At 65.5% G+C, this 11,836-nt stretch carries 16 protein-coding genes; 3 read left to right on the top strand and 13 right to left on the bottom strand.

The features are described from left to right. From ABIC94_RS26775 to flgB, 11 genes are all read right to left on the bottom strand, one after another. On the bottom strand, positions 1 to 1,037 hold a 1,037-nt coding region (locus tag ABIC94_RS26775), incomplete at its 3' end, for a methyl-accepting chemotaxis protein (protein WP_354376067.1). Between the two features lie 24 nt (positions 1,038 to 1,061). After that, positions 1,062 to 1,562 carry a chemotaxis protein CheW gene (locus ABIC94_RS26770; RefSeq protein WP_354376066.1) on the bottom strand — a complete coding sequence of 167 codons (501 nt, stop codon included), beginning with the start codon at positions 1,560 to 1,562 and terminating at the stop codon, positions 1,062 to 1,064. Positions 1,563 to 1,584: 22 nt separating this feature from the next. Continuing rightward, positions 1,585 to 2,577, bottom strand: coding sequence for a flagellar assembly peptidoglycan hydrolase FlgJ (gene flgJ / locus ABIC94_RS26765; RefSeq protein ID WP_354376065.1), 993 nt, complete (start codon positions 2,575 to 2,577; stop codon positions 1,585 to 1,587). Positions 2,578 to 2,585: 8 nt separating this feature from the next. After that, positions 2,586 to 3,701 (bottom strand): flagellar basal body P-ring protein FlgI, encoded by a 1,116-nt coding sequence (locus ABIC94_RS26760; RefSeq protein ID WP_436318109.1) that lies wholly within the window; start codon positions 3,699 to 3,701, stop codon positions 2,586 to 2,588. Between the two features lie 4 nt (positions 3,702 to 3,705). Next, positions 3,706 to 4,389, bottom strand: a complete 684-nt coding sequence (locus ABIC94_RS26755; protein ID WP_354376064.1) for a flagellar basal body L-ring protein FlgH — start codon at positions 4,387 to 4,389, stop codon at positions 3,706 to 3,708. After that, on the bottom strand, positions 4,386 to 5,168 hold the full coding sequence (gene flgG, locus ABIC94_RS26750; RefSeq protein WP_124960772.1) for a flagellar basal-body rod protein FlgG: 783 nt from the start codon (positions 5,166 to 5,168) through the stop codon (positions 4,386 to 4,388). The genes ABIC94_RS26755 and flgG overlap by 4 nt, the downstream gene beginning before the upstream one ends. 37 nt (positions 5,169 to 5,205) lie before the next feature. After that, positions 5,206 to 5,952: a flagellar basal body rod protein FlgF gene (locus ABIC94_RS26745; protein WP_354376063.1), complete on the bottom strand. Its 747-nt coding sequence runs from the start codon at positions 5,950 to 5,952 to the stop codon at positions 5,206 to 5,208. Positions 5,953 to 5,959: 7 nt separating this feature from the next. Continuing rightward, the gene (gene flgE, locus ABIC94_RS26740; protein WP_354376062.1) at positions 5,960 to 7,174 is read right to left on the bottom strand and encodes a flagellar hook protein FlgE; all 1,215 of its coding nucleotides are present in this window, start codon (positions 7,172 to 7,174) and stop codon (positions 5,960 to 5,962) included. Between the two features lie 92 nt (positions 7,175 to 7,266). Then, a complete protein-coding gene (locus tag ABIC94_RS26735; RefSeq protein WP_354376061.1) occupies positions 7,267 to 7,953 on the bottom strand; it encodes a flagellar hook assembly protein FlgD in 687 nt (228 codons plus the stop codon). A 34-nt stretch (positions 7,954 to 7,987) separates the two neighbouring features. After that, positions 7,988 to 8,383: a flagellar basal body rod protein FlgC gene (gene flgC, locus ABIC94_RS26730; protein ID WP_354376072.1), complete on the bottom strand. Its 396-nt coding sequence runs from the start codon at positions 8,381 to 8,383 to the stop codon at positions 7,988 to 7,990. Positions 8,384 to 8,421: 38 nt separating this feature from the next. Then, on the bottom strand, positions 8,422 to 8,829 hold the full coding sequence (gene flgB / locus ABIC94_RS26725) for a flagellar basal body rod protein FlgB (protein WP_354376060.1): 408 nt from the start codon (positions 8,827 to 8,829) through the stop codon (positions 8,422 to 8,424). A gap of 165 nt (positions 8,830 to 8,994) precedes the next feature. Between flgB and flgA the strand changes: the two genes are divergently transcribed. The 3 genes from flgA (at position 8,995) to ABIC94_RS26710 (ending at position 10,545) form a co-directional block, all read left to right on the top strand. Further along, a complete protein-coding gene (gene flgA, locus ABIC94_RS26720; protein ID WP_354376059.1) occupies positions 8,995 to 9,714 on the top strand; it encodes a flagellar basal body P-ring formation chaperone FlgA in 720 nt (239 codons plus the stop codon). A gap of 82 nt (positions 9,715 to 9,796) precedes the next feature. Beyond that, positions 9,797 to 10,093 (top strand): flagellar biosynthesis anti-sigma factor FlgM, encoded by a 297-nt coding sequence (flgM, locus tag ABIC94_RS26715; protein WP_354376058.1) that lies wholly within the window; start codon positions 9,797 to 9,799, stop codon positions 10,091 to 10,093. Between the two features lie 5 nt (positions 10,094 to 10,098). Then, complete coding sequence (locus tag ABIC94_RS26710) at positions 10,099 to 10,545, top strand: flagella synthesis protein FlgN (protein ID WP_354376057.1); 447 nt, start codon at positions 10,099 to 10,101, stop codon at positions 10,543 to 10,545. A gap of 35 nt (positions 10,546 to 10,580) precedes the next feature. Here ABIC94_RS26710 and ABIC94_RS26705 read toward each other — a convergent pair whose 3' ends face one another. Together ABIC94_RS26705 and ABIC94_RS26700 are read right to left on the bottom strand one after the other, a co-directional pair. Then, positions 10,581 to 11,351, bottom strand: coding sequence for a Crp/Fnr family transcriptional regulator (locus ABIC94_RS26705; protein ID WP_354376056.1), 771 nt, complete (start codon positions 11,349 to 11,351; stop codon positions 10,581 to 10,583). A gap of 156 nt (positions 11,352 to 11,507) precedes the next feature. Continuing rightward, the gene (locus ABIC94_RS26700) at positions 11,508 to 11,786 is read right to left on the bottom strand and encodes a hypothetical protein (protein ID WP_354376055.1); all 279 of its coding nucleotides are present in this window, start codon (positions 11,784 to 11,786) and stop codon (positions 11,508 to 11,510) included. Positions 11,787 to 11,836 lie beyond the last annotated feature (50 nt).

Here is an 11,836-nt window from a genome sequence, read left to right as displayed (position 1 = left end):
GCCATGGTGTCGACCACCTGGCCCACGACGTTGCCGCCCTTGATGGCCACTTCGGAGGCCGAGAGCGCGAGTTGATTGGCCTGGCGGGCGTTGTCGGCGTTCTGCTTGACGGTCGAGGTGAGCTCTTCCATCGAGGCGGCGGTCTCTTCCAGCGAACTGGCTTGCTCCTCGGTGCGCGAAGACAGGTCCTGGTTGCCTGCGGCAATCTGGCCCGAGGCGGTGGCGATGGCGTCGGTGCCGGTGCGCACACCGCCGACCACGGCGGCCAGGCTCGTGTTCATGTTCTTCAACGCCTGCATCAGCTGACCCGTTTCGTCGGTGGACGACGATTCGATGTGGCTGGTGAGGTCGCCGTCCGCCACGGTTTGCGCCACCCGCACCGCTTCGTTCAGCGGGCGCGTGATGCTGCGCGTCAAGAGCCATGCGAGCACGGCACCGAGCAGCAGCGCGATCACGGCCAACACGATCACGTTGGCGCGGCCCGCGCGGTTCAGGCTGTCCACGGCCTCGGCCGCCTTGTCGATGCGCTCGGCCTGGTGCGTCAGCATGCTGCGAATGCTCGCGTCGTACACGTCGAGCATCGGCACCAGCTTGTCGTTGGTGAGCCTGGCGGCCTCGTCCTGCTTGCCTTCGGCCTTGAGCTTGAGGATGGTGTTGCGCAAGCCCACGTACTGGGTGCGCTTTTCCTTGATGTCGGCGCTGATCGCCTGTTCCTCGGGCGAATCGAGCATGGCCTCGAGCTTGGTTTGCGTCTCGGTGATGCCCGCACTGGTCTTGGTCATGTGCTTCTGCAGATATTCCTGCACTTGCGCATCGTTGCTCTTGACCAGCGCGAAGGTGCGCACGCTGTTGCTGCTGGTGTTCAACAGCCAGTTGGCCGCCAGCCGCTCTTTCACGAGCGAGCGTTGCACCATCTCCTGCACCGCGGTGCCTACGCCTTGCAAACGGAACACACCGATGCCTGCAATGCACGCCATGAGGGCCAGCACCAGCGCAAAACCAATGCCAAGCCGTGTGCCGATTTTCAGGTTCTTCATTTCGGTTGCTCCGTGTGCGTCAGGTCAGATGACTTTTTCGATCAGGCCCATCTCGTCGCTGGACATCAGCTTGTCGATGTCCACGAGGATCAGCATCCGCTCGTCCAGCGTGCCCAGCCCGATCAGGTAGTCCGTGTCCAGCACGGCGCCCATCTCCGGCGCAGGCTTGATCTGCTCCGCACTCAGCGTGATCACGTCCGACACGCTGTCCACCACCATGCCCACCACACGCCCGCCGATGTTCAGCACGATCACCACCGTGAACTGGTCATAGGTCGGCGCGCCCAGTTGGAACTTGATGCGCATGTCGATGATCGGAACGATGATTCCGCGCAGGTTCACCACGCCCTTGATGTATTCCGGCGCATTGGCAATGCGCGTCACCGCGTCGTAGCCGCGCAGCTCCTGCACCTTCTGGATGTCGATGCCGTACTCTTCCTGGCCCAGCGTGAAGGTCACGACCTCCAGCCGGCTGGAAGCGGCAGGCGCCGGGGCCCCGCGGTGGTGTTGTTGTGGGGCGGTCATGATCTCTGCCATATAAATTCCTTCAGCTGAACTTCTGCATGATGCGAACGAGCTTCTGCCCGTACTGGGGATCGGTTGCGTAGCCGGCCTTCTGCAGGCCATGCGCCGCCTCGGCCGGCGTGTCGGCCGCCAGCACGTTGGCGTAGCGCGGATTGCGCGTAATGAACTTGGCGTAGTCGGTAAAGGCTTCGTCGTACGAGGCGTAGGCCCTGAACTTCGCGCGCACGCGCTGCGGTTCGCCGTCCACGTACTCGGTCGTGGTGGTTTCCACCACGGGGCCCTTCCAGCTGCGGTCGGCCTTGATGCCGAACAGGTTGAAACTCTGGGTGCCGTCGTCGGCGCGGATCTCCCGCTTGCCCCAGCCCGATTCGAGCGCGGCCTGCGCAAGAATGAGCGGCGCGGGCACGCCGCTGGCGGCGCTCGCCACCTGCGCGGAACCGCCCATGCGCTGCACGAAACTGTCGACGTTGCCCTGCAGCGATGCCACGGCGCCCTGCGCGGAGCGATCGCTGTTGCGCTGGTAGATGCCCAGATCGACCGATGCGGCCGGCTGTCTCGGCGGCACGGCCGACGAGGGTGACGAGGACCACGAGGGCGACGAGCCCAGCGGAATGCCCGCCTGCGGCGTGAGTGGAATGCCCGCGCGGGGCGCGAGCGACATGCCCTCGGTGCCGCCTTCGGACTCACCGCCCGACGCCGAGGCGCGGCTGAGTTGCGCGAGCATCGCCTCGGCCAGGCCCACGCCGCGGCCCGAGAGGTTCTGCGCAAGCTGCTGGTCGAGCATCGACAGGTAGACCTTCTCGTCGCGGTTCTCGAGCAGGCCGCTCGAAGGCGTGGCCTCGCGCATGCTCTTGAGCACCATGTTCATGAACAGCGCCTCGAACTGCCGCGAGACCTGCTTCAGGCCCTCTTCGGGCGAGGTGCGAACGGTGTGCCGCAATGCATCGACGCTCTGTACGTCGAGTGCAAGCCGCTGGTCCAGCGCGCCGCTGCTTCTGCTTTCCGTGATTGCCATGCCGGTACTCAGATGATTTCGAGCTCGGCGCGCAGCGCGCCGGCGGATTTCATGGCCTGCAGGATCGACACCAGGTCTTGCGGATTGGCGCCCAGGCTGTTCAGGCCCTTGATCACGTCGGCCAGCGAGGCGCCGCCGCGCACCATCTGCAATGCGCCGCCGCCCTGGTTGATGGAGATCTGCGAGGTCTGCCCGACCACGGTCTGTCCGCCAGAGAATGCATTGGGCTGGTTCACCACGGGCTCGGTGTTGATGACCACCGAGAGGTTGCCGTGCGCCACCGCGCAGTCGTTCACGCGAACCGCCTGGTTCATGACCACGGAGCCGGTACGCGCATTGACGACCACGCGCGCCACGGCTTGCGTCGGCGTGACCTCCAGGCTTTCGAGCTGCGCGAGAAAGCCGACGCGCTCCTGCGGCGCGGGGGCCTGCACATGGATCACGCGGGCATCGAGTGCCTGCGCTGTGCCCGGCCCGAACTGCCGGTTGATGGCATCGACCGCCCGCTGCACCGTGCCGAAATCGGACCGGTTCAGTTCGAGCGAGAACATGCCCTCGCCGCCCACCGGCGCCTCGACACCGCGCTCGACCAGTGCGCCGGCCGGAATGCGGCCCGAGCTCAGCTGGTTGATCTGGGCCTTGCTGCCGTTGGCCGATGCGCCCGCGCCGCCGACCACCATGTTGCCCTGCGCAATGGCATAGACCTGGCCATCGACGCCCTTGAGCGGCGTCATGAGCAGCGTGCCGCCGCGCAGGCTCTTGGCATTGCCCATCGACGACACCGTCACGTCGATGTTCTGGCCGGGCCGCGCGAACGAAGGCAGCGTGGCCGTCACCATGACCGCCGCCACGTTCTTGAGCTGCATGTTCACGCCCTGCGGAATCGTGATGCCGAGCTGCTGCAGCATGTTGTTCAGGCTCTGCGTGGTGAACGGCGTCTGCATGGTCTGGTCGCCGGTGCCGTCCAGGCCCACCATCAGGCCGTAGCCGATCAGCGGGTTGTCGCGCACGCCCTGGATGCTCGCCAGTTCCTTCAGCCGCTCCGCTTGGGCAGGTGAATGCAGGGCCATGGCGCACAGCGCCAGCAGGCCGATACGGCGCACGGTATTGCAGATGTTTTTCATGGTGCTAGAACGGCATGACATTCAGGAAAATGCGCTGCATCCAACCCATGTGCTGCGCTTCGTCGATGTAGCCCTTGGCCGTGTATTCGATGCGTGCGTCGGCCACCAGGGTCGACGGCACGGTGTTGTTGCCCGAGACGGTGCGCGGGTTCACCACGCCCGAGAACCGGATGTACTCGGTGCCCTGGTTGATGCCCATCTGCTTCTCGCCGCTGACCAGCAGGTTGCCGTTGCGCATCACATCCACCACCGTGACCGTGATCACGCCGTTGAAGGTGTTGTTGGCATTCGCGCCGCCCTTGGCGTCGAGCTTGTTGCCGCCGGACAGCTTGGCGTCCTGGCCGTTCAGCAGCGAGCCCAGCAGCTTCGGGATGCCGCCGGCAAAGTCCGCGGCCAAGCTGCCTGTGCGGCTTGCCGAAGCGCCCGAGTTCTTGCTGGCGTTGACCCGCTCGCTGATGACGATGGTCAGGATGTCGCCGACGTTGCGCGGCCTGCGGTCCTCGAACAGCGCACTGCCGCCGGGGCCCTCCTGGAAGATCGCGCCGTTCGCACGCCGCGGCGCAGAAGCCATGTTCTCGGCTCGCGCCGTCATCGGCTGGTGCACCAGCGGCTCTCGCGGAACCTGCGCGCAGCCCGAGGCCAGCACGACGGCAACCGACAGCACCAGGCGCAGGTTGAGGCAGCTCATAACTGGGCGAGGCGCTGCAGCATCTGGTCCGAGGTCTGGACCGCCTTGCTGTTGATTTCGTAGGCGCGCTGCGTGGCGATCATGTTCACCAGCTCTTCCACCACATTGACGTTCGATGCCTCGACATAGCCCTGGCTCAGGATGCCGGCGCCGTCGATGCCGGGGTTCACCTGGTTCGGTGCGCCGGAGGCGTCGGTTTCCGCATAGAGGTTCTCGCCCTTGCTCTGCAGGCCGGCGGGGTTCAGGAACGTGGCCAGCTGCAGCTGACCGACCTGCACCGTGTTGGTTTGCCCGGCCTGCGTGATCGACACGATGCCGTCGCGGCCGATGGTCAGGCTGGTGGCGTTCGCGGGCAGCGTGATGGCCGGCTGCACCGGAAAGCCGCTGGCGGTGACGAGCTGCCCGTCGCGGTCGGTCTGGAAGGAACCGTCGCGCGTGTACGAGGTGGTGCCATCGGGCATCAGCACCTGGAAGAAACCGCCGCCGTTGATGGCGACGTCCGTCGGCTTGTCGGTCTTGGTGAGGTTGCCCTGCGAGTGGATGCGCTCGGTGGCGACCACATGCACGCCGGTGCCCACTTGCAGGCCTGAAGGCAGGCGGGTCTGGTCCGAGGTCTGGCCGCCGACCTGGCGCAGGTTCTGGTACATCAGGTCCTCGAACACGGCACGGCTTCGCTTGAAGCCCGTGGTGCCGACGTTGGCGAGGTTGTTCGACACCACGTCGAGTTGGGTCTGTTGTGCATCGAGACCGGTCTTGGCGATGTAGAGCGAGCGCATCATGGTGAAAAATTCCTTGGGAGTTGTGTAGAGCGCAGGCTTAGCCGTACGCCAGCAGCTTGTTGGCCGATTGCGCGTTCTCGTCCGCGGTGCGCATCGACTTCATCTGCATCTCGAAGCTGCGGGCGTTGGCGATCATGGCTACCATGGCCTCGACGCCGTTGACGTTGCTGCCCTCGACGGCGCCGGTGGTCACGGTCACTGCGGCGTCGGCTTCCGCCGGCTGCAGGCCCTCGCGCATGCGGAACAGGCCGTCGTCGCCGCGCACCAGGTCCGCAATGGGCGGGTTGACCAATTTCAGGCGGCCGACCTCGGCGATGCCGATGGCCGGATCGCCGGCACCGCGCGCCGTGACCAGGCCGTTGGCGGCAATCGAGACGGTGGAGCCGGGCGGCACCACCAGTGCGCCGGCATCGCCGAGCACCGGACGCGCGCCCATGGTCGTCAGCTGGCCTTCGGCGTCCACCTGCAGGTTGCCCACGCGGGTGTAGGCTTCGCCGCCGTCGGGCGTCTGCACCACGAGCCAGCCGTCGCCGTGCACCGCGACATCGAGTGCGCGGCCGGTTTCGGTCAACGGACCATGGCTGAAGTCGGCACCGGGCGTGGTGGCGACCACGTAGGCGCGAGTCGGTGCTTCTTCGCCGCCGGTCACCGGCACTGCGCGAAAGCTGTTGATCTGCGCGCGGAACCCGGGCGTGGAAGCGTTCGCCATGTTGTTGGCAACGGAGGCCTGCTGCTCCATGGCCTGCTTGGCGCCGCTCATCGCGACATACAGCATGCGGTCCATAAGCTACTCAGCGGATGTTGATCAGCGTCTGGACGACCTGATCCTGCGTCTTCACCGTTTGCGCGTTGGCCTGGTAGCTGCGCTGCGCGACGATGAGATTGACGAGCTCGGAGGTCAGGTCGACGTTGGATGCCTCCAGCGCCCCGGAGGCGAGCGAGCCCTGCTTGGTGCCCGAGCCCGGCGTTCCGGTGAGCGGCTGGCCCGAGGCCAGCGTTTCACCCCAGACGTTCTCGCCCTTCGGCTCCAGCCCGTTGGGGTTGGCGAACGAGGTCAGCACGACCTGGCCCATCAGCGTGGTCTGTTCGTTGGAGAACTTGCCGGTGATGGTGCCGTCGGGATTGATGGAGAACGAGGTCAGCGTGCCCGAGGTGTAGCCGTCCTGCTTGAGCGTCTTGATCTCGTTGGCGTTGCCGAACTGCGTGGTGCCCGAGAGGTCCACCGTGGAATTGAGCGCCACCGAGCCGTTGCCGAAGTTCATCGTCGGCAAGGTGATCGAGCCGCCCGCGGGCGTGAGCAGGTTGCCGTTGCCGTCGAAGGTCATCGTCGAGATGGGCGCGCCGGCGTTCAGCGCGGTGCCGTCGGCCGCGCCGTACACGTTCCAGGCATTGGGGCCGGACTTCACGAAGAAAACGCCGAGCTCATGCGGGTTGCCGAGCGAATCGAAGATCGGGCCGAGCGCGTTCGAATAATTGAAGGTGTCCGAATCGGTCGGAGAGAACGGTGTCTTGGTGGGCACCGTGCCGCGCGCGTCGAGATTGAAGGTGGCATCGATGGCGGTCGTGGCCCTCGGGCTCATGGCCGTGGTCTGGATCTGCAACGGGCCGGGCGTGCCGCCGTCGAGCCCGCCGGTAGCGGAAACGCCGTAGCCCGTCAGGCGCAGGCCGCCGCCGTTGACGATGAAGCCGTCCTTGTCGCGCGTGAACTGGCCATTGCGCGAATACATCACCTCGCCGCTCGGGCTGCTCAGGCGGAAGAAGCCGTCGCCGTTGAGAATCGCGATGTCCAGGGGCCGGCTGCTGGTCTGCACCGAGCCCTGCGTGAAGTTCTGCACGATGCCCGACACGGCCACGCCGAGACCGACGCGCGAGCCTGCATACACGTCCTGGAACGTTGCCGCGCCCGACTTGAAGCCGACGGTGTTGGAGTTGGCGATGTTGTTGCCGATGACGTCCAGGTTGGCGGCGGCTGCGGACAAGCCGCTGATGCCTTGAGAAAAGCCCATGATCGAATCCTTGTTTCAGTGCGAGGAAGAAGAAATGGAAATGGCCTGCGGCGCGCAGGCCGCTGCCGATGAAGAAGACATGCGGTCCGTGCTCAGAGGAACATGCGCACATCGGCCAGGCCGATGCTCTGGCCCGACATCAGTTCGAGCGTGACGCCGCTGGCGCCCTGCTTGACGGCGGCCACCTGCGAGAAGACCAGCGAGGTGGCCTCCACGGCGGTGCCGTTGTTGCTGGCCGAGACGGTGAAGCTGTAGGAGCCGGCCGGTGCCACGGTGCCGTCGTCGGCCTTTCCGTCCCAGCTGACGGCGTTGACGCCTTCGGTCATGGAGCCGAGCGACAAGGTGCGCACCGTGTTGCCGGCGGCATTGACGATCTTCACCTCGACGTTGCCGGCCGTATCCGGCAGCTGCACCGCAAAGGGCACGGCCGCCGGCTCCTCGCCGGCCTTCGGTTCCGTGGTGCCGATGGAGTTGCCGGGAGACAGCACGTTGTAGCCAATGAGCGATGCCGCCTGCAGCACCTGGTTGGCGCCGGTCTGGTTCACCAGGCCGCTGAGCGCAGTGTTGAGCCGCTCGATGCCGCTCACGGTGCTCATCTGCGCGAGCTGGGAGGTGAGCTCGGCGTTCTCCATCGGGTTGAGCGGGTCCTGGTTGTTGAGCTGCGTCACCAGCAGCTTGAGAAAGCGCTGTTCACTGTCCGTTTCCGAGACGTTGCTGCCGCTCTTTGCGGCGGTGGCTGCGTTCAGTCCGGAGATGGAGGAGGTGTCGGAAATGGCCATGGTTTTTTGTTTCGATGTACGGGGGGAGTACGAGTTACTGGCCGATGCTCAGCGTCTTGACCATCAAGGTCTTGGCGGTGTTCAGTACCTCGACGTTGGCCTGGTAGCTGCGCGAGGCGGAGATCATGTTGGTCATCTCCTCGACCACGTTGACGTTGGGCATCGTCACGTAGCCTTCGGCATTGGCATGCGGGTTCTTCGGGTCGAAGACCATCTTCATCGGCGAGGAGTCTTCGACGACGCCGGCGACCTTGACGCCGCCGATGTCCTGCTGGCCCGAGGCGGCCACCTCGAACACGACCTGCTTGGCGCGGTAGGGCTTGCCATCGGGGCCGGCCACGCTTTCCGCGTTGGCAAGGTTGCTCGCCGTCACGTTCATGCGCTGCGACTGCGCGGCCATGGCGGAGCCCGCCACGTTGAAGATGTTCATGGAAGCGCTGGGATGCGGCATGCGTGGCTCTCCTTGGCTTACTGCGCTGCGGAGAGCAGCGACTTGATCTTGGCGCTGACCACCGTGAGGTTGGCTTCGTAGCGAAGCGCGTTGTCGGCGAAGTTGATGCGCTCGGCATCCATCTCGACGGTGTTGCCGTCGATGCTGGACTGGCTCGGCACGCGGTACAGCAGGTCGCTGTCGGGCATCGAAGACGGCGCCTGGGCCTGGATGTGGCGGGGCGACGTGGCGGCCATCTGCACCGACTGCCCCCCGCGACCCTGCTCTACTGCCTGCGTGAGGCGGCTGGCGAAATCGAAGTCACGCGCCTTGTAGTTGGGCGTGTCGGCGTGGGCGATGTTGGCGGCCAGCACTTCCTGGCGCTGTGTCCGAAGATTGAGTGCTTCGCGGTTGAACCGAAGCGCCGCATCCAGCTTGTCGATCATGTGTTTCCATCATTTGTGGCATCGCGTCCCTGGCGGGCATGGCGACTGATGGAAAGCGAGTCTATGCATGCACTGCTTTCGCAATGGCTCGAACAAAGGGGCATTTGGCGTGCACTTCGAATCTTCGGATCGGGGGTGTCTTCCTAGAATTGCCGGACACCCATGATGGAAAAAACCCACTCCCGCACGCGCCTGCTGAAGACCGTGCTGCCGACCCTGGCAGCAGGACTTGCCGCGGCAGCCTCCGTTGCCGCAGCGCCGCTCGCAGGCGACGCGCGTGCCGCCGTCGACAAGTTTCTGCAGGCGCAGACCGTCGGCTTGCCGGGCAAGGTCAGCATCCGCGTCGAGGCTCCCGGCTCGGGTGCGCTGCCGCCCTGCGATGCGCTCGAGGCTTTTCTGCCTCGCGGCGCCGCAGCCTGGGGCCGGGTGTCGGTCGGCCTGCGCTGCCATTCGGATTCGGACCAGAAGCCCTGGACGCGCTTCGTATTGGCCCATGTCGCGGTCGAGGGGCGCTACTTCGTCGCGGTGCGAAACATCGAAACGGGGCAGGCTTTCGGCGCGGGCGATCTCGCCGCGCGCACCGGCGATCTCACCGCCCTGCCCCGTTCGGTCGTCACCGATGCCGCGGAGCTCCAGGGCGTGGTGGCCGCCAACCGCATCGCATCGGGTGCGCCGCTGCGGCGCGAGCTGGTGCGCAGCGTGTCCGTGATCCAGCAGGGCCAGACGGTCAAGGTGGTGGCCGAGGGCCCCGGCTACAGTGTCAGTACCGAGGCCCGGGCGATGACCAGCGCCGGGGCGGGCTCGACGGTGCGGGCCAAGACCCTGGATGGCCGCCTGGTCAGCGGCATCGCCGATGAGGAAGGCCAGATCCGGCTGGCGCAGTAGCCGAATTCACGGCGCGATGCGCCATGCCCTAAAGTTTCGGCCCGAACTGCCGATACACAAGGCAGCCCTTTGAGGAACCATCTTGAAAATCGATCCATCCGCCCCTTCGGCCACACTGCTCACCCGAACGAACAAGAGCGCATCGTCCTCGCCAGCCAGCGGCACCGATGCCGTCCAGGGCGGCAAGGACGTGGTGCAGCTCTCGTCGGGCCAGGTGCATTCGCTGCCCGAAACGCCCAACGCCGACTTCGATGCTGCGCGCGTGGCCGCGATCCGCGAGGACATCCGGGCCGGGCGCTATGAAATTCATCCCGAGCGGATCGCCCGCGGCCTGCTGAGCAGCGTGCGCGAACTGCTGCAAGAAAACGGAAAGCTGTAACCGCCATGCTGGTTCATCTGTTGGCTGAAAAATCCTGCGTCGAAGAGTTCCTGTCTCTGCTCGACCAGGAAGCAGACGCCATGAAGAACGGCCGCTTCAAGGAGCTGCCCCTCTTGACCGAACGCAAGACCGGCCTGCTCGACCGCATGGCGGCACTCGACCAGGCCCGCGAGGCGGCCCAGGTGGCGCGCGGCTTCGAGCCCGGCCGCGCGGGTGCCGATGCGGCTGCTGCCGCCGATGGCGAAGCGTCGCTCGCGGCTTGGAGAACTCTGATGGAGCTTGCGCAGCAGGCCAGGGCCGACAACCGCCGCAACGGCTCGATGGTGTACAGCCAGTTGGATTTCACGCAAAACGCCCTGCATTACCTGCAGGCCAGCGCCCAGCCTTTTTATGGGCCGGACGGAATCCGCAGAGCCGCAGGCGGCACGGGAACCCGCCTGGCGGTCGGCTAGCCGGGAAACGGGGGAAAGGGCCGCCCCGAGCGGCCTCAGCCCTTGCGCGGTTTGCCCGACTTGGGCGCTTCGAACAATTCCGAAAAGAACGACGGGTCGACCTCGCCGGACGGGTTCGCAGGCGGGCTGCTCGCCTCGCCCGGTGGAAGCTCCTGGAAGTCCGACGAGGCGAAGTGGGGCGGAACGTAGACCCCGTGCTCGTCCCTCCTGACCAGGCCGCGGCGCTCCAGATCCCGCATGGTCTTGTTGACCTGCATTCTGGAAAGCCCTGAATAAGAGGCGATGACCGACTGGGTAATGCGCTTGTCGTAGCCGCCCCCGGTGCCCGGGGCCAGCACGGTGAGCTCATGCAGGATGCGGCTGATGAGCCGCTCGGACGAGGCCGACGAAATCTGCCGGATCTGCCTGCGCAGCACCGTGGTGCGCTTCATCACGACTTCGAGCAGGCCCATGGTCACCGCCGGATGCCGGTCGCACAAGGCCCGCAGTTCCAGCGTGGGCACCAGGTACAGGGAGGTGGGCAAGGCCGCCACCAGCGTGGCGCCCGGCTGGTACCGCTCATCGACCAGGGCGGAATTCAGGAACAGGTCGTCCTGCCGGATGAAATCGGTGGTGACGTCTCCGCTGTCCTCGCTTCCTTGCACCACCACCCGAAGCAGGCCGGTGGCGACACAGTAAACGTGGTTGGTCCACTCATCCGCACTCAACACGACTTCGTTGCGGCGGTAGGAACGAAGTTCTATACGCTGGACAAACGCGGCCCGCTCATCTTGGGGGACGCTGGCAATAAGGGGATGCAAATACATCGATACCGTCCATGGGCCGCCTTGCCACGCATGCTCTCAAGGCGGTTTGCCTGCAACTCTTCCCGTTCTCAAGTGTGAAAAATTACCTTCTTAATTAATATATTAACCGAAGTAACATCTTGACACGCAAATCGTAACGTTTGTCTCGCGCCAAATCTACCCTCGCCAGGCGCGCGACACCCACCATTGGCTTGTACCGCAGGCCAACACGAGCGCGGCGTAGGTGGTCATCGCGCCATCGCGCCCAAAAAATACCAACCCGCCCAGGAGCACCAGCGCTCCCACGCCGGCGTTGATTGCCCCCTGAACCCACCAGGTGGGTACCCCGGCGGCCCGGCGGACGAAAACCCGTCCCATCAGCGCGCACAGGAAGCCGACGGCCAGGGCGGGCGCCACGAAATTGAGCAGGTGGTTGAGAAGATCCAGCAGGGACATGAGGGAGAAAGGGAGAAGAGAGGGATGGAGGCCCGCCAGATAAAGCCAAG

The sequence above is a fragment of the Variovorax paradoxus genome, assembly GCF_040544635.1.
Lineage (GTDB): Bacteria > Pseudomonadota > Gammaproteobacteria > Burkholderiales > Burkholderiaceae_C > Variovorax > Variovorax paradoxus_R.
The sequence above is the reverse complement of the archived record's forward strand: the minus strand, read 5'-3'. Positions and strand labels throughout refer to the sequence as shown.